The following is a 16731-nucleotide window of genomic DNA, read 5'->3' as shown; positions in this document are numbered from 1 at the left end:
GCACATGAGCGCACATCAGTATGACGAGGGGCATACGGTCGCGGGCTGGACCGGATTCGGTATCGCGACCGTCGGGTCGACCGTCGCGGGGGTGGGGGTGTGCACGGTGTCGGCCCTGCTGATCGGTGCCGGCCTGGGGATCGTCGCGGTGAGCGTGCTGGTCACCTGGGCGCTCCATCTCACCGGGTGGGGCAAGCCGCCCGGGCGGCGGGACCGGGAGCAGTGGGGGATGCGGGTGCGGGACCCGTCGGCGCGGGCGGGGCATGCGGGGTGTGTCGGGTGCCGGTTGGCCGGGCGGGGGCAGGGGCGGGGGCGGGTGGTCGAGGAGTACGCCGTCGTGCCGCGCGAGTCCGCTCCGGCCGGTGAAACCGCGGGCTGACGCCGATGTCAGTGCCGCCGTCTAGTCTCGTGAGCGATGGCACGGACATGGAAGTGCTCGGGGCTGCGGTGGGCGGCGGACGGTCCCGAGCTGAAGTGGGACGGCGGGCGCGGGAGCCCGTTGCCCCGGGGGAAGCGGGTGGCCTTCGAGGTCGCGGAAGGGGGCGGGCGGACATGTGTGGGGGCGCGGGGGCACGCCTGTCCGGTGCGGGCGGCGGTGCCGGAGCGGAGTACGGGGGCGCGGTGCGAGGAGTGCGCGCGGCTGGACCGGGCGCACTCGGTGGCCGCCGACACCATCGCGGACGACCCGCGGCCGTACCACGTATACCTGGCCTGGTTCGGCCCCGGCCTGCTCAAGGTCGGCATCACCGCCGAAGAGCGGGGCTCGGCGCGGCTGCTTGAACAGGGCGCGGTCTGCTTCAGCTGGCTGGGCCTCGGCCCGCTGATGGCGGCGCGGCGTTCAGAGGAGCTGCTCCGCGCCGCCCTTCGGGTCCCGGACCGGATCCCCTACGCCGAGAAGCGCGCCGTCCGTTCCGCGTTGCCGACGTCGGCCGCGGACCGGGCCGCCGAGATCGCCGACCTGCACGCCCGCGCCCTCGCGCTGCGCGAATGGCCGGAGTCGCTCCACCGCGAGCCGTACCGCCCCGTGGACCACGTCGACGCCTTCGGCCTCACGGGACTTCCGGCCCCCGTCGGCGAGGTGAGCGGGCTGGTCGCGGGCGGGTTGGTCAGCGGGGAGGTCGTCGCGGCGGCGGGGCCGGACATCCACCTTGCGACCCAGCGGGGCGTGGTCGTTCTGGACACCCGGCTGATGACGGGGTGGGAGCTGATCCCCGCGGGTTCCTCCGGAGGTGACAGGGGTGGATTCACCGTGCCGGTACGGGAGTTCAGGCGGGAGGCGCCGGGGGTGCAGGAGGGGTTGTTCTGATGGTGTGGCTGATGGGGCGGGACGGGGGCGGCCATCGTCCGGGAAGTTTCTGGGCCGGCGGAGTTCGACTTGGGTGACTCGGTTGTCTGTCGGGCGCGGGCCTGTGGGGGCTGGTCGCGCAGTTCCCCGCGCCCCTGGGGGGGGGCGTCCGCAGCGGCCATCAGCCTGTGCGGGAAGCGGTTGGCTGCCGTGCTCATCCGGCGGTGCGGGAAGCGGGCAGCCGCAATAGTCATCAGGAAGTGCGGGAACTGGACAGGGAGGGAGTCGTCATGGAAGTGCCCGTCACCGTCCAGTGGGTCCGGACCTCCTGGACGAAGCGGTCGCGTGGCGGTGAGGCCGCCGCGCGGAGGAACGCGGTGCCGGTCGGGTTCGCCCTGCCGGACGATGCCCCGCCGAACGCCCATGTCGTCGAGATCCGCGAGTGGGAGGACTTCACGCCGTGCGACGGCCGGGCGGAGTTGAGACACGTCAGCGCCGAACTCCGCCGGGTGGACGGCCGGTTGCGGGTGTTCCCCCGCGTGATGCACGAGCTGCCGCCAAGGCCACGTAGACCTCCCGCGGTGCGGCTCCTGCCGGGGCAGTGGGTCCGGTGGCAGCTCAACTACCGCATCAGCAGCACGGCCCGCATGCGGGACTGGTCGTACTGGCTGGACACCTTCAACGTCGCCTACGGGCCGGTGACCGCCGACGTGTTTCTGGGGACGCCCGACTTCCATGTGGATGAGCAGGGGCCGGTTCGATAGGGAGGATCAAGACGTGGATGCCGAAGCGGTTGAAGCAGCCGAAGCAGCCGAAGCAGCCGAAGTCCAGGCCTTCTGGCGGCGGCTGGGCCTCCCCGGGCTGATCGACGTGCACACGCACTTCATGCCCGAGCGGGTGCTCCGCAAGGTCTGGGGTTACTTCGACGCCCTTGGGCCCGCGACCGGCGGAGCCCTGGAGTGGCCGATCACCTACCGGAGGGAGGAGGCGGAACGGGTCGCGCTGATAAGGGAGTTCGGAGTACGCGCTTTCACCGCCATGCTCTATCCGCACAAACCCGGGATGGCCGAGTGGCTGAACGGCTGGGCCGTCGACTTCGCCGCCCGCACCCCCGACTGTCTGCACACCTCGACTCTCTTCCCGGAGCCGGGAGTCGAGGGCTATGTGCGGCAGGCCCTCGACGCCGGGGCCCGCGTGTTCAAGGCGCACGTACAGGTCGGGGCGTACGACCCGGCCGACGAACTCCTCGATCCCGCTTGGGGGTTGCTCGCCGAGGCGGGGACGCCCGTCGTGATCCACTGCGGGTCGGGGCCCGCGCCCGGCAAGCACACCGGGCACGAGCCGATCGGGCGGGTGCTGGCCCGGCACCCCCGGCTGCGGCTGGTGATCGCGCACATGGGGATGCCGGAGTACGAGGACTTCCTGGACCTGGCCGAGCGGTACGGGGAGGTGCGGCTGGACACGACGATGTCGTTCACGGACTTCAGCGAACGCCTCGCGCCCTTCCCGCCGCAGGCGCTCCCCCGCCTCGCCGCCCTCGGCGACCGCGTGCTGCTGGGCAGCGACTTCCCGAACATCCCCTATCCCTACCTGCACCAGCTGCGCGCCCTGGAGCGCCTGGACCTCGGCGACGACTGGCTGCGCGCGGTCTGCCACGACAACGGGGCGCGGCTGTTCGCACGGTGAGGACGAGCTGAGAGTCCCGCAGGTACGGGTGATGCGTGGAGAACGTGCAGATACCGGGGAGAGAGGGGCGGGTCCGGGCGCGATGCACGGCTCCATGACCCCTGGATGAGCGCTGGGCAAGCGCTTCCAAGGTGTTCCCTGAGTGGTGCCTGTGAGTTTCTCAGGAAAATCACAGACTCTAGAAAGCGTGCTCTTAGAGGACCCCGACAAGGTGTCCACTATGACCACGACCTCGCCCCAGGGGCGCACCGAACTGCTGAGGCCGGACGGGAGCCCCGTCCGAGTGCTTGTGGTGGACGACGAGCTGTCGATCACCGAGCTGCTGTCCATGGCCCTCCGATACGAGGGCTGGCAGATCCGCAGCGCGGGTGACGGGACCGGCGCGATCCAGACCGCGCGCGAGTTCCGGCCCGACGCAGTCGTCCTCGACATGATGCTGCCGGACATGGACGGCCTGACCGTCCTCGGGCGGATGCGCAGAGAGCTGCCGGACGTCCCGGTGCTGTTCCTGACGGCGAAGGACGCCGTCGAGGACCGTATCGCCGGGCTCACCGCCGGCGGCGACGACTACGTCACCAAGCCCTTCAGCCTCGAAGAGGTCGTCGCCCGGCTGCGCGGACTGATCCGCCGCTCCGGTGCCGCCGACCGCCGCTCGGACTCCGTGCTCGTCGTGGGTGACCTCACCCTCGACGAGGACAGCCACGAGGTGTCGCGGGCCGGCGAGGGCATCCACCTCACCGCGACCGAGTTCGAACTGTTGCGGTTCCTCATGCGTAATCCCCGGCGTGTACTCAGCAAAGCGCAGATCCTCGACCGTGTGTGGTCGTACGACTTCGGTGGGCAGGCCAATGTGGTCGAGCTCTACATCTCGTACCTCCGGCGCAAGATCGACGCCGGTCGTGAGCCGATGATCCACACCCGGCGCGGTGCCGGTTACCTGATCAAGCCCGCGGCGTCATGAGCGGGCGACGACGGCCGCGTGCGCAGAAGAAACGAGCGGGTAAGCCGCGCACCCTGCGGACCCGGCTCGTCGTCGCGTCCGTGACGCTGATCGCGGTGGTGTGCGCGGTGATCGGGACCGTGACGACACTGGCGCTGCGCTCCCATCTGTACGAGCAGTTGGACAGCAGGCTCGGCGAGGTGTCGGCCCGTGCCTCGGGCGGCTTCGGACAGCCGCCCGGTGCGGACAAGGACGGCTCGGCCCCGCCCGGCCAGAAGGACAAGACGGTCGTGCAGCAGAAGGGGGAGGCGGTCAACCTCTCCCAGTTCGTCTCCCGGGGACCGCAACCGGAGGGCACGCTGGCCGCGAGCGTCCAGAACGGGACCATCACCGACGGCAAGGTCGGTGAGAAGAAGAAGGACAGCAGCACCGGGGTCACCAACATGAGCCCCGTGACCCTCTCCGGCGCCCAGAAGACAGCGCTCAACGAGGTCTCCCAGGACGGCAAGGCGCACACCGCGGAGCTCCCCGGGCTGGGTGACTACCGCGTCAAGTACGTCACCGGCCCCAACGGCAACTACTACGTCGCCATCCCCACCTCGGACACCCAGAGCACCATCAACACCCTGATCCTCGTCGAGGTGAGCGTCACCGCCGCCGGCCTCGTGGCCGCCGGCATCGCCGGCTACGTCCTCGTCGGCGTGGCCACCCGCCCCCTGCGCCGCGTGGCCTCCACCGCCACCCGCGTCTCCGAACTCCCCCTCCACACCGGCGAAGTCACCCTCAACGAACGCGTCCCCGAGTCCGAGACCGACCCGCACACCGAGGTCGGCCAGGTCGGAGCCGCGCTCAACCGGATGCTGGACCACGTCCACGGCGCCCTGCACGCCAGACAGCAGAGCGAGATGCGGGTACGGCAGTTCGTGGCCGACGCGAGTCATGAGCTGCGGACGCCACTCGCCTCCATCCGCGGGTACGCCGAACTCACCCGGCGCGGGCGCGAACAGACCGGCCCCGACACCAAGCACGCCCTCGGCCGGATCGAGTCCGAGGCGGGCCGTATGACCCTCCTCGTGGAGGATCTGCTGCTCCTCGCCCGGCTCGACGCGGGCAGACCGCTGCAGTTCGACCAGACCGACCTCATCCCGCTCGTCGTGGACACCATCAGCGACTCGCGCGCGGCCGGCATGGACCACAACTGGCGGCTCGACCTGCCCGACGAACCGGCCCTCGTGTCGGCGGACGCGGCCCGTATCCAGCAGGTGCTCATCAACCTGCTGGGCAACGCCCGCAAGCACACACCACCCGGTACGACGATCACGGCACGGGTGCAGAGACGCGGCCCGTGGATGTGCGTGGACGTGGAGGACAACGGCCAGGGCATCCCGCCCGATTTGCTGCCGCATGTCTTCGAGCGGTTCGCGCGCGGCGACTCGGCGCGCTCCCGCTCCACGGGATCGACCGGACTGGGTCTCGCCATCGTGCAGGCGGTCGCGACCGCACACGGCGGCGCGGTCACCGTGGACAGCGTTCCCGGACGCACGGTGTTCACCGTGCATCTGCCCGCGCTCGCACCGGCCGTGCCCACGCCCGCCCCCGAAACGAATTGGCAATCGCACTCACAGGCACAGCACAGTGCCACCACATGGGTGCAACAGGGCGCTTGAGGAGAGTCGGTTCCATGCGAACCGACACTTCTCCCGGCACCCTGCCGGCGCGGGAGCACCTCCCGGCCGGAGACGCCGGTACGCCTGTCCTGGACGTAGTGATCCCCGTCTACAACGAGGAGAAGGACCTCCAGCCATGTGTGCTCAGACTGCACGAGCACCTCAAGCGCACGTTCCCGTACGCGTTCCGCATCACCATCGCGGACAACGCGTCGATCGACACCACCCCTCAGGTGGCCGCGCGGCTGGAGTCGGAGATCCCGGAGGTCACATCCTTCCGGCTGGAGCAGAAGGGGCGCGGTCGAGCACTGCGCACCGTCTGGTCCGCCTCGGACGCCCCGATCCTCGCCTACATGGACGTCGACCTCTCCACCGACCTCAACGCGCTGCTCCCCCTGGTGGCGCCGCTGATCTCGGGTCACTCCGACCTGGCGATCGGATCCCGGCTGGCCCGCTCGTCGCGTGTCGTGCGTGGCGCCAAGCGCGAGTTCATCAGCCGGACCTACAACCTGATCCTGCGCGGCTCGCTGCAGGCCCGCTTCTCGGACGCCCAGTGCGGATTCAAGGCGATCCGGCGTGATGTGGCCCAGGCGCTGCTGCCGCTCGTCGAGGACACCGGCTGGTTCTTCGACACCGAGATGCTGGTGCTGGCCGAGCGTGCCGGACTCCGTATCCACGAGGTGCCGGTCGACTGGGTCGACGACCCGAACTCGACCGTCCACATCGTCAAGACGGCGACCGAGGACCTGAAGGGAGTGTGGCGCGTGGGCAAGGCCCTGGCCTCCGGTTCGCTGCCGCTCGACCGCGTCACGCGGCCCTTCGGCGACGACCCCCGCGACCGCGACATCCAGGACGTGCCCAAGGGGCTGGCCCGCCAGCTCGTCGGGTTCTGCGTGGTCGGCGGTCTCTCCACCCTCTTCTACCTCGTCCTCTACAGCCTCTTCCGGCAGTTCGGCGGCTCGCAGGTCGCCAACGCGCTCGCCCTGCTGGTCTCGGCGGTCGCCAACACCGCCGCGAACCGCCGGCTGACCTTCGGGGTCCGCGGCCGGGGCGGCGCCGTCCGCCACCAGGCGCAGGGCCTCGTCGTCTTCGCCATCGGCCTCGCGCTGACCAGTGGTTCGCTCGCCGCGCTGAACGCGGCCAGCAGCGACCCGGCGCACTCCACCGAGCTCGCGGTCCTGGTGGCCGCCAACCTCGCCGCGACCGTCCTGCGCTTCCTGCTCTTCCGCGCCTGGGTCTTCCCGGACCGCGGCGACAGCGCCGAGGAGGAGACGGCCGCAGCTCTCAACTCCCCTTCGTCGCCGACCTATTCGACGACGCCGCAGCACCCGCAGAACCCGCAGTACCCCGGTTCGTACGCCGCCCCGCTGCCCCAGCGCCAGCCGCTGCCCCAGCAGAGCGAGTACGACACCGCCCCGCACACCACCCAGTTCCGCGCCGGTGAAGCCGCGGACGGCACCTGGAGGGACGCGACCATGCAGTTGCAGCCGGTGCGTCCCCACGACACCGATCCGAGGGACCCCCGATGACCACCGACACCGATCAGACGACCTACCCGGGAGGAGGCAGCCCCTCGTCCTGGGGGCCGACTACCGGTGACAGCGACACCGGCAGAGACACGGCCGCAGGCGATCCGGTCGTCGTGGAGTCGCACACGCCGGCCCCCGGCGCCGGTGAGCCGAAGCAGCCGCTCGGCCGCCGTCTGTGGCGCGGCCGGCCCGAGGACCCGCGCTGGGCGCGCCCCGCGTTCTGGGGCATGCTGCTGGCGACGGCGCTGCTCTACCTCTACAACCTGAGCGCGTCCGGCTACTCCAACTCCTTCTACTCGGCGGCGGTTCAGGCCGGCAGCAAGAGCTGGAAGGCGATGCTGTTCGGCTCGCTGGACGCGGGCAACGCGATCACCGTCGACAAGCCCTCGGCGTTCCTGTGGCCGATGGAGATCTCGGTCCGCGTCTTCGGCCTCAACTCCTGGGCGATCCTGGTCCCCGAGGTCCTCATGGGCGTCGGCACCGTCGCGGTCGTCTACGCGGCGGTACGGCGCCGGCACAGCCCGCAGGCCGGTCTGATCGCGGGCGCCGTGCTGGCGCTCACCCCGGTCGCCGCGCTGATGTTCCGCTTCAACAACCCTGACGCGGCACTGGCGTTGCTCATGGCGACGGCCTGCTACCTCGTCGTCCGGGCCCTGGAGGACGGCCGCACCAAGTGGCTGGTCTGGGCCGGAGTCGCGATCGGCTTCGCGTTCCTCTCCAAGACCCTCCAGGCCTTCCTGATCCTCCCGCCGCTGGCCATCGTCTACGCGGTCTGCGCACCGGTGAGCGTGAAGAAGAGGTTCGCCCAACTGGGCCTGGCCACCGGCGCGTTGGTCGTCGCGGCCGGCTGGTGGGTCGCGCTCGTCGAGCTGTGGCCGGCGTCCTCGCGCCCCTACATCGGCGGCTCGCAGAACAACAGCTTCCTTGAACTGACCTTCGGCTACAACGGGTTCGGCCGCCTCAGCGGCGACGAGACCGGCAGCGTCGGCGGCGGAGGCGGCGGCACCGGCACGGGCATGTGGGGCGCCACCGGCTGGAACCGCATGTTCAACGACGAGATCGGCAGCCAGATCTCCTGGCTGCTGCCCACCGCGCTGATCCTCCTCGTCGCGGGCCTGGTGGCCACGCGCAAGCTCAACCGCACGTCGGTCAGGCGCAGTTCGATGCTCGTGTGGGGCGGATCGCTGGTCACGACCCTGGTCGTCTTCAGCTACATGGCCGGCATCTTCCACCAGTACTACACGATCGCGCTCGCCCCCTACATCGCCGCCGTGATCGGCATCGGCGCGGGTTCCCTCTGGGAGAAGCGCGGCGAGATCTGGGCGTCCATCACGTTGGCGGCGGCGGTAGTTGCCGCCGGCGTCTGGGGCTACGTCCTCCTCAACCGCACCCCCGACTACCTGCCCTGGCTGAAGTGGCTGGTCCTCATCGGCTCCCTGGCCGGTGCGCTCGGCCTGATCTTCGTAGCGAAGATCGGCCGCCAACTCGCCCTCGCGGCAGTCGGCTTGAGCATCGTGGCGGGCCTCGCCGGCCCGGCGGCGTACACCATGTCGACGGTCAACTCCGCGCACACCGGCTCGATTCCGACGGCCGGTCCGGCGGGCGCGAGCATGATGGGCGGCGGTCCTGGTGGCGGCGGCGGTCGCGGCGGCTTCGGCGGCGGCAACCGTACCGGTGGCGGCACGGGCACGATGCCCGGCCAGCAGGGCGGCGGTACGACGCAGAACCAAGGCGGCGGCTTCCCCGGCGGCGGCACGGGCACGATGCCCGGCGGCGGTACCGGCACAGCTCCTGGCGGCGGTACCGGCACAGCTCCTGGCGGCGGCACCGGCACCACCCCCGGTGGTGGCGGTACCACGCAGAACCAGGGCGGCGGCTTCGGCGGTCAGATGGGCGACGGCGGCATGGGCGGCGGCGGTGGCGTCGGCGGCCTGCTCAACGGCGCGACGGTCACCTCGGCGGCCAAGAAGCTCCTCCAGACGGACGCGAGCAAGTACACCTGGGTCGCCGCGTCCATCGGCTCCCAGAACGCCGCGAGCTACCAACTCGCCACCGGCGACCCGGTGATGGCGATCGGCGGCTTCAACGGCACCGACCCGTCGCCGACGCTGGCCCAGTTCAAGAAGTACGTGGCGGACGGCAAGATCCACTACTTCATCTCGGGCGGCACCGGAATGGGCGGCAGCAGCACGGGCAGCTCCTCGCAGATCTCCTCGTGGGTCGAGAAGAACTACAAGAAGGTGACGGTCGGTTCGGCCACCTTCTACGACCTGACGCAGAAGACGAGCAGCTGACGAGCCTGACGGTTCTTCACTGAGCAGGGGCGGTGACCACACGGTCACCGCCCCTGCTTCGTATCTCCGTTGTACGGCGTATGGGAACTGTTCTACGGTGTACAGCATGTCGACCTCCCCAGCCCTCCAGGGCCACCCCCAGCGCTGGATCGTCCTCGGAGTCATCTGCCTCGCCCAGCTCACCGTGCTGCTCGACAACACCGTCCTGAACGTCGCGATCCCCTCGCTCACCCGCGAACTCGGCGCAGGCACCGCGGACATCCAGTGGATGATCAACGCGTACTCGCTGGTGCAGTCGGGGTTGCTCCTGACGGCGGGCAGCGCGGCCGACCGCTACGGCCGCAAGAAGATGCTGATCACGGGACTCGTACTCTTCGGCGCGGGCTCGCTGATCGCCGGACTGGCCGACTCCACAGGGCAGTTGATCGCCGCACGGGCCGGCATGGGCGTGGGCGGCGCGCTGCTCATCACGACCACCCTCGCCGTGGTGATGCAGATCTTCAGCCCCGAGGAACAGCCGAGGGCGATCGGCATCTGGGCCGCGGTCAACGCGCTCGGTTTCGCGACGGGCCCGCTCCTCGGCGGCTTCATGCTGAACCACTTCTGGTGGGGCGCGATCTTCCTGATCAACATCCCGGTCGCGGCACTGGCGCTGGTGGCGGCGGTCGTCCTGGTCCCCGAGTCCAAGAACCCGCGCGGCGACCGCCCCGACCTCCTCGGCGCCCTGCTCTCCACCGTCGGCATGGCCTCGCTGGTCTACGCGATCATCTCCGGGCCCGCGCACGGCTGGACGTCGGGCCGGGTGCTGTCGATCGCGGCGGTGGCTGTTGCCGTCCTCGCCGCCTTCGCGTACTGGGAGAGCCGTGTCCCGTACCCGATGCTCGACCTGGACTTCTTCCGCGACCGCCGCTTCACGGGCGCGGTGACGGGCGTGGTCCTGATCACCTTCGGCATGGCAGGCTCCCTCTTCCTCCTCACCCAGCACCTCCAATTCGTCCTCGGCTACGGCCCGTTGGAGGCGGGTGTGCGTACGGCGCCGCTCGCGCTGGTGATCGTCGCGCTCAACTTCTCGGGGCTGGCGGCGAGGTGGACGACGCGGCTTGGGATGCCGGTTTCCATCGGGCTGGGCATGGTGTTGATGTCGGCGGGGCTGGTGTCGATCGCCTCGCTCGCGTCCGGGGGGTATGCGGGGACGTTGGTGGGGTTGTTGCTGATCGGGGCGGGGGCGGCGCTGGCCAATCCGGCGATGGCTCACGCGATCATGAGTGCGATTCCGCCGGAGAAGGCGGGGGTCGGGGCGGGGATCAACGGCACGTTGGGGGAGTTCGGGAACGGGTTGGGGGTCGCGGTGTTGGGGGCGGTGCTGAGTTCTCGGTTCGCGGCGGGCTCCTTGCCGGAGGGCTTGGCCGGGGCTTCCTCCGCTGGGGAGAGGAGAAGGGTGATCGATTCTTTCTCCGCGGGTCTGGAGAGCAGTCAGTTGGTGGGGGCGGTAGCTGTTTTGGTCGGGGGGTTGCTTGCTGCGGCGTTGCTGTGGCGGGCGGAGCGGGCAGACTCGGAGATGGTGGTCGCCCAGTAGCTCGGGTGGCGGGGTGCGTTGGCGGCTGCGGGCGCGTTGTGGCTGGTCGCGCCCACGCGGCGGTAGCCGCACATGTCACAGCCCCGCGCCCCTGAAGGGGCGCCTACAGTGGCCGGGATTGGGAAGTTGAGGAAGGTGTGTTGTGGCCAAGACATCGCCGTCGTCGGGGCGTTCCGCGCGCACCAGTGTCTGGCTTGAGACGAAGACGCGCCGGAGCGGGCGCGGCGGCGGGGGACAACCGGGCCTCGACCGCACCCGCATCACCGAGGTCACCGTGCGGCTGCTCGACGCCGAAGGGCTGGCCAAGTTCTCGATGCGGCGGCTCGCGGCCGAGCTGAACGTGACCGCGATGTCCGTCTACTGGTACGTGGACTCCAAGGACGACCTCCTCGAACTCGCCCTGGATGCCGTCTTCGGGGAGTTGCGGCTGCCCGACGCGGAGGCCGAGGGCGAGGACTGGCGGGACCAACTCCGCGCCCTGGCAACGGAGTACAGGGTCCTGCTGGTTCGACACCCCTGGCTGTCGCCGCTCGTCGGCACCTTTCTCAACATCGGCCCGAACTACCTCGCGTTCTCCCGCGTCGTCCAGCGCGTGGTCCGGCGCACCGGGCTGCCGGACCACGGGCTGACGGGGGCGATCGTGTCGGTCTTCCAGTTCGTGTACGGCTACGGCACGATCGAGGGCCACTTCTTCGCCCAGGTCGCCGACACCGGCATGACCCCCGACGACTACTTCCGCCAGGCCATGACCACGGTGACCGAGGCCCCGACGGCCGCCGAGGTCCTGGAGGAGTCCAGGCAACTCATGGCGGCCCGGGGCGGCGACACGGTCGAGGAGATGATGGACCGGGACTTCACCTTCGCCCTGGACCTGCTGGTGGCGGGCATCGAGGCGATGGTGAAGAGGGCTGGAGACGAGGACCCAGGTCGGCAATAACCAGCCCGTCCGTTCAACCCAGGCCGTCACTATTCAGCCCGTCCGATTCAACCCAGGCCGCTACTGCTCAGCCCGTCCGATTCAACCCAGGCCGCTACTACTCAGCCCGTCCGGCGTTTGAGGACGAGGCCCCTTCAGGGCCGATCGGGGGTCTGGGGGCGGAGCCCCCAGCACCACCTCAACCCCCGACGACCCGCACGCTCAGCCCCCGGCGAGCCGCGCTGGAAAACCGCCGGTGGCGACCGGACCCCACCGCTCGGGAGAGACCCGCACGATCGACTTCCCCTGCTTCACCATCGCCGCCCGATACTCGTCCCAGTCCGGATGCTCCCCGGAGATGTTCCGGAAGTACTCGACGAGGGGTTCCACGGAGTCCGGCGAGTCGATGACCTCGGCCGTGCCGTCGATCTGGACCCACGGCCCGTTCCACTCGTCGCTCAGGATGATCAGGCTGACCCGCGGATCCCGCTTCGCGTTGCGGGTCTTGGCGCGCTCGGGGTAGGTCGAGACGACGATCCGCCCCGAGTCGTCGACCCCGCAGGTCAGCGGCGAACCCTGCGGGCTGCCGTCGGCCCGCCGGGTCAGCAGGATCGCCCGGTGCCGGGGCCGTACGAAGTCCAGCAGCTCGTCCAGGGACACGGAGGTGTTGCTCGCGATGTTCGAAGCCATACGGCCAGCCTAGGCGCAGCCCACCCCGTCACGCCTGCGGCAGCGACTCCCCCTGCACCGCCTGGACGTCCAGCTCCACCCTGAGCGTCGTACCGATCGCCGCGATGCCCGCCTGGACGACCTGGTTGTAGTTCATCGCGAAGTCCTCGCGGTGGAGTTCCGTGGTCGCCCGGAACGCGGCCCGCGTGCCGCCCCAGGGGTCGGCCCCGGTGCCGAGGTAGGCGAGGTCGAGGTCGACCGGTCGTACGACACCGTGGAGGGTCAGCTCGCCGGAGACCGTCCAGCGGTCGGAGCCGGCCGGGGTCAGACCCGTCGAGGAGTAGGTGATCTCCGGGAAGCGGGCCACGTCCAGGAAGTCGGCGGACCGGAGATGGTCGTCGCGCATGCCGTTCCCCGTGTCGATGGACGCGGCCGAAATGACCGCCTCCACACGGGACTTGGCGATGTCGTCCGGCGCGATCTCGACCGTGGCGGCGAAGTCGGTGAACCGGCCCCGCACGCTGGAGATGCCCAGGTGCTGCGCGACCGCGCCGACCGTGGAGTGCGCGGGGTCGACCGTCCACGGCCCGGGCGGCGGCAGCTCCGTACCGCCCTGCCGCGCCAGCGTCACCGTGCCGACCTCGGCCCGCCCGCTCGCGGTGACGATCGAGGTGGCGGCGGCCGGCGCGTACCCGACGGCCGTCACGATCACGGTGTACGGCCCGGGCGCCAACGGGTTCACGTCCCGCACCGCCCCCTCCGCGTCCGCCTCGGCCCGCAGTACCTGCGCCCCGGTCATGTCGGTCACCGTGACGACCGCGTGCGACACGGCCCATCCGTCGCGGGTACGGATCTTCGCGGTCAGTCCCATGTCCCTCTAACTCCTTGCCGTACAGCCCTACAAAGGGGTCCGGCCCGCTCAACGCGCCTCCGCTCGGGACGCGTTGAGCGGGCCGGGGTATCAACTACTCGCCGGGGTGGGCGAGTTCGATGTCGTGGCCGTCGGATCCGCGACCGTTCACCGTGAGGGCGGTCGCGACCGGCGGGTAGCCCGTCGCGATCACCGTGTACTCGCCGCCGCTCAGGTCGGTGAAGGCGTACGCCCCGTCCGAACCGGTCGTGGCGGTGCCGACCACGTTGCCCGCCGCGTCCACGAGGGTCACGCGGGCGTCGGCCAGCGGGCCGTGCGGGGCGCGGACGACGCCCTGGACCTGGGCGCCGGAGTCGAGGTCGATCTCGATCCGGGTGACACCCGTGCCGCCGACCTCGACGGGCAGCGCGCGCGGCCGGTACCCGGCGGCGTTCACCGCGACGGTCACGGCCCCCGGCACCAGCTCGGCGAACGCGAACTCGCCCTGCTCTCCGGTGATTCCGCTGGACAGCAGGTCGCCGCGCACGTCCGTCACGATGACCATCGCGTCCTTGACGGGCAGCCCCGTCTCGGCCGCCCGCACGAGCCCGTTCAGCCCGCTGGTACCGCTCAACAGCACGTCGTACGACACCGGTTCGGCGCCGTTGACGACGACCGTGGACGCCTGCGGCTGGAAGCCGTCGGCGGAGGCGATCAGGACGTACGAGCCGACGCTCGGCGCGGCCAGCGCGTAGGAGCCGTCCGCCTGCGTGACCGAGCGGCCCAACTGGCGTCCCGCGAGGGAGATCAGGGTGACGGCGGACTGCGGGACGGGCGCGCTCTCGGCGCCCCGGACGAAGCCGCGGATCGGAATCCCGGCGGACACGGGATCTGGCATGGGGTCGGATGCGGTCACGGGTGCGGTCTCCTCCCCCACCACCGTTGACACGGCGGCGAGTTGCTCGGTTCCTTCGGTGGCCCAGCTCGGTGTCTTCTCCTCGGCCGGCGCGGGGAACTCGCCCGCGTCCAGCACACCCACGGCCTCCTCGGCGGCCTGCGCAAGCCCGCCGGAGGTCCGCAGCGGGACCTCCTTGATGAACATCACGACGATGAAGGCGATCAGCGCGAAGGGGGCCGCGTAGAGGAAGACGTCGGCGATCCCGTGGCCGTAGGCGCTCTCCAGCCAGGTGCGGACCGTGCTCGGGAGGGCGTCCATGTCGGGGAGCGCGCTGCTGCCGACGGCCTTCGCGGCGGCGGCCTGCGACTGCGGATCGAGCGAGGCGACGGTGTCCTTGGCGTAGTGCGTGATCCGGCCGGACATGACCGAGCCGAGCACACCGACGCCGACCGCGCCGCCGAGGGACCGGAAGAAGCTCACCGTGGAGGAGGCGGCGCCGAGGTCCTTCGGGGTGACCTGGTTCTGCGTGGAGAGGACCAGGTTCTGCATCATCGTGCCGACGCCGATGCCCAGCATGGCCATGTAGATGGACAGTTCCCAGTACGGGGTGTCGTAGCGCATCAGGCCGAGCAGGCCGAGGCCCGCGGTGAGGAAGAGACCGCCGGCGACCAGCCAGCCCTTCCAGCGGCCGGTCTTGGTGATGAAACGGCCGGAGACCATCGACGCGACGAACAGCCCGCCGATCATCGGGATCGTCATGACCCCGGACATCGTCGGGGACTTGTCGCGGGCGAGCTGGAAGTACTGGGAGAAGAAGACCGTGCCCGAGTACATGCCGACACCGACGAACAGCGAGGCCAGCGAGGCGAGCGAGACGGTGCGGTTGCGGAACAGGCGCAGCGGGATGATCGGCTCGCTCGCCCGGGTCTCGGTGAACACGAACAGCAGCGCCAGCACGAGCGTGCCGCCCACCATCGTGTACGTCTGCCACGACAGCCAGTCGTACTTGTCGTCGGCGAAGGTCACCCAGACCAGCAGCAGCGAGGCGGCCGCGGTGATGAAGAAGGCGCCGGTCCAGTCGACCTTGACCTTCCGCTTGGCGACCGGGAGGTTCAGCGTCTTCTGCAGGACGATCAGCGCGATCAGCGCGAACGGGATACCGACGAAGAGGCAGTAGCGCCAGCCGAGCCACGAGGTGTCGGTGATCACGCCGCCGAGCAGCGGACCGCCGACGGTCGCGACGGCGAAGGTGGCACCGGTGTAGCCGGAGTACCGGCCGCGCTCGCGCGGGGCGATCATCGCGGCCATCACGACCTGGACGAGGGCGGAGAGACCGCCGGCGCCGAGGCCCTGGATGACACGGGCGCCGATCAGCATCGCCGGGTTCTGCGCGAGGCCGGCGACGACCGAGCCGATGATGTAGATGACCAGGGATATCTGGACCAGGGCCTTCTTGCTGACCAGGTCGGCCATCTTGCCCCACAGCGGCACCGAGGCCGTCATGGAGAGCAGGGCCGCGGTGACGACCCAGGTGTAGGCCTCCTGGCCGCCGCCCAGGCTGCCGATGATGGTCGGCAGGGCGTTGGTGACGATCGTCGACGAGATGATCGCGGCGAACAGGCCGAGCAGCAGCCCGGAGAGCGCCTCCATGATCTGCCGGTGTGTCATCGGAGCGCCGTCGGGGGCCGCGGGGGAGGCCCCTCCGTGCTTGGCGTGAGCCCGCACACCGGCTGGTGTGGTCGTTGCCATGGGCTTCCTTTTCTTCCGTGCTTATGCGGGTGTACGGGTGGTGTGTTCGAGTTCGTGGTGGGGGGAGTCGCTGGTGTGGGGGGTTTCGGCCACGACGGGAGGGCGCGTGGGCGGGGGCTGCGCGGTACGGCAGTCGCCGAAGCTCGCCCGCAGCCGGGCCATCAGCTGGATCAGCTGCCCGACCTCCTCGTCGCTCCAGTCGCTCAGCCGGTCGGCGAGCAACTGCGCGGTCCGCCGGGAGAGTTCGTCCACCTGGGCCCGGCCGCGGGGGGTGAGGCGCAGGATGCGGGAGCGCTTGTCGGCGGGGTCGGGGGACCGTTCGATCCAGCCCCGGTCGACGACGTGCGCGACATGGCGGCTGGTCACGGACATGTCGACGGAGAGCAGCTCCGCGAGCTTGCTCATCCGCATGTCGCCGTACCGGTCGAGCAGGGTCAGCACGGCCGCGGAGCCGCCGGGACAGTCGGACGGCATGATCCGCCCCAACTCCCTGCGTACGGCACCGAAGGCACTGAACTGACGCATCAGCTCCTCGTACTGCGTCCGCTCGGCCATCACACCTCCCCTGCTCGTTCCATGTTCGTTGCTTGGGGCAACCATAAGAGACTAAGAGAGGTTGGTTGCTACAGGCAAATAAAATGACGGGGTACGGCATAAAAAGTTGGCAAAGGC

Annotated in this window: 14 protein-coding genes; 10 read left to right on the top strand and 4 right to left on the bottom strand. The window is 70.3% G+C overall.

Going from position 1 to position 16731, the window contains the following annotated elements; all coding sequences use genetic code 11:
* The first annotated feature begins 4 nt into the window (after positions 1–4).
* The 10 genes from R2B38_RS19355 to R2B38_RS19310 all read left to right on the top strand — a co-directional run bounded on the left by R2B38_RS19355 (position 5) and on the right by R2B38_RS19310 (position 11914).
* Positions 5–379: an HGxxPAAW family protein gene (locus tag R2B38_RS19355; RefSeq protein ID WP_318017353.1), complete on the top strand. Its 375-nt coding sequence runs from the start codon at positions 5–7 to the stop codon at positions 377–379.
* Positions 380–415: 36 nt separating this feature from the next.
* Entirely contained in the window at positions 416–1306 is an 891-nt protein-coding gene (locus tag R2B38_RS19350; RefSeq protein ID WP_318017352.1) for a DUF2797 domain-containing protein, read from the top strand.
* Positions 1307–1581: 275 nt separating this feature from the next.
* The gene (locus tag R2B38_RS19345) at positions 1582–2049 is read left to right on the top strand and encodes a hypothetical protein (protein ID WP_318021733.1); all 468 of its coding nucleotides are present in this window, start codon (positions 1582–1584) and stop codon (positions 2047–2049) included.
* Positions 2027–2971, top strand: coding sequence for an amidohydrolase family protein (locus tag R2B38_RS19340; RefSeq protein ID WP_411978474.1), 945 nt, complete (start codon positions 2027–2029; stop codon positions 2969–2971). The genes R2B38_RS19345 and R2B38_RS19340 overlap by 23 nt, the downstream gene beginning before the upstream one ends.
* Positions 2972–3191: 220 nt before the next feature.
* Complete coding sequence (locus tag R2B38_RS19335; protein WP_019054929.1) at positions 3192–3932, top strand: response regulator transcription factor; 741 nt, start codon at positions 3192–3194, stop codon at positions 3930–3932.
* Entirely contained in the window at positions 3929–5578 is a 1650-nt protein-coding gene (locus R2B38_RS19330; protein WP_318017350.1) for a HAMP domain-containing sensor histidine kinase, read from the top strand. Before R2B38_RS19335 ends, R2B38_RS19330 begins: the two co-directional genes overlap by 4 nt.
* A gap of 14 nt (positions 5579–5592) precedes the next feature.
* Positions 5593–7107: a bifunctional glycosyltransferase family 2/GtrA family protein gene (locus R2B38_RS19325; RefSeq protein WP_318017349.1), complete on the top strand. Its 1515-nt coding sequence runs from the start codon at positions 5593–5595 to the stop codon at positions 7105–7107.
* Positions 7104–9401, top strand: a complete 2298-nt coding sequence (locus tag R2B38_RS19320; protein WP_318017348.1) for a glycosyltransferase family 39 protein — start codon at positions 7104–7106, stop codon at positions 9399–9401. The genes R2B38_RS19325 and R2B38_RS19320 overlap by 4 nt, the downstream gene beginning before the upstream one ends.
* A gap of 106 nt (positions 9402–9507) precedes the next feature.
* Positions 9508–10977, top strand: coding sequence for an MFS transporter (locus R2B38_RS19315; protein WP_318017347.1), 1470 nt, complete (start codon positions 9508–9510; stop codon positions 10975–10977).
* Between the two features lie 142 nt (positions 10978–11119).
* Positions 11120–11914 (top strand): TetR/AcrR family transcriptional regulator, encoded by a 795-nt coding sequence (locus R2B38_RS19310; protein WP_318017346.1) that lies wholly within the window; start codon positions 11120–11122, stop codon positions 11912–11914.
* A gap of 201 nt (positions 11915–12115) precedes the next feature.
* Here the strand turns inward: R2B38_RS19310 and R2B38_RS19305 are convergent, their stop codons facing one another.
* The 4 genes from R2B38_RS19305 to R2B38_RS19290 form a co-directional block, all read right to left on the bottom strand.
* Complete coding sequence (locus tag R2B38_RS19305; protein WP_318017345.1) at positions 12116–12583, bottom strand: PPOX class F420-dependent oxidoreductase; 468 nt, start codon at positions 12581–12583, stop codon at positions 12116–12118.
* 28 nt (positions 12584–12611) lie between these two features.
* Positions 12612–13433, bottom strand: coding sequence for a YceI family protein (locus R2B38_RS19300; protein ID WP_318017344.1), 822 nt, complete (start codon positions 13431–13433; stop codon positions 12612–12614).
* 94 nt (positions 13434–13527) lie between these two features.
* Positions 13528–16059 (bottom strand): MFS transporter, encoded by a 2532-nt coding sequence (locus R2B38_RS19295; protein ID WP_318017343.1) that lies wholly within the window; start codon positions 16057–16059, stop codon positions 13528–13530.
* A gap of 21 nt (positions 16060–16080) precedes the next feature.
* Entirely contained in the window at positions 16081–16614 is a 534-nt protein-coding gene (locus R2B38_RS19290) for a MarR family transcriptional regulator (protein ID WP_318017342.1), read from the bottom strand.
* Positions 16615–16731 lie beyond the last annotated feature (117 nt).

Source organism: Streptomyces sp. N50, from assembly GCF_033335955.1.
In the GTDB taxonomy this organism is placed as follows: domain Bacteria; phylum Actinomycetota; class Actinomycetes; order Streptomycetales; family Streptomycetaceae; genus Streptomyces.
Note: the sequence above shows the minus strand (reverse complement) of the source record. Positions and strands in the feature narration are given on the sequence as shown.

Bases quoted from the DNA above. Each gene is read 5' to 3' on its own strand.
- R2B38_RS19355 (WP_318017353.1), top strand. From the start codon at position 5: ATGAGCGCACATCAGTATGACGAGGGGCATACGGTCGCGGGCTGGACC.
- R2B38_RS19350 (WP_318017352.1), top strand. From the start codon at position 416: ATGGCACGGACATGGAAGTGCTCGGGGCTGCGGTGGGCGGCGGACGGT.
- R2B38_RS19340 (WP_411978474.1), top strand. From the start codon at position 2,027: ATGAGCAGGGGCCGGTTCGATAGGGAGGATCAAGACGTGGATGCCGAA.
- R2B38_RS19335 (WP_019054929.1), top strand. From the start codon at position 3,192: ATGACCACGACCTCGCCCCAGGGGCGCACCGAACTGCTGAGGCCGGAC.
- R2B38_RS19330 (WP_318017350.1), top strand. From the start codon at position 3,929: ATGAGCGGGCGACGACGGCCGCGTGCGCAGAAGAAACGAGCGGGTAAG.
- R2B38_RS19325 (WP_318017349.1), top strand. From the start codon at position 5,593: ATGCGAACCGACACTTCTCCCGGCACCCTGCCGGCGCGGGAGCACCTC.
- R2B38_RS19320 (WP_318017348.1), top strand. From the start codon at position 7,104: ATGACCACCGACACCGATCAGACGACCTACCCGGGAGGAGGCAGCCCC.
- R2B38_RS19315 (WP_318017347.1), top strand. From the start codon at position 9,508: ATGTCGACCTCCCCAGCCCTCCAGGGCCACCCCCAGCGCTGGATCGTC.
- R2B38_RS19305 (WP_318017345.1), bottom strand. From the start codon at position 12,583: ATGGCTTCGAACATCGCGAGCAACACCTCCGTGTCCCTGGACGAGCTG.
- R2B38_RS19300 (WP_318017344.1), bottom strand. From the start codon at position 13,433: ATGGGACTGACCGCGAAGATCCGTACCCGCGACGGATGGGCCGTGTCG.
- R2B38_RS19295 (WP_318017343.1), bottom strand. From the start codon at position 16,059: ATGGCAACGACCACACCAGCCGGTGTGCGGGCTCACGCCAAGCACGGA.
- R2B38_RS19290 (WP_318017342.1), bottom strand. From the start codon at position 16,614: ATGGCCGAGCGGACGCAGTACGAGGAGCTGATGCGTCAGTTCAGTGCC.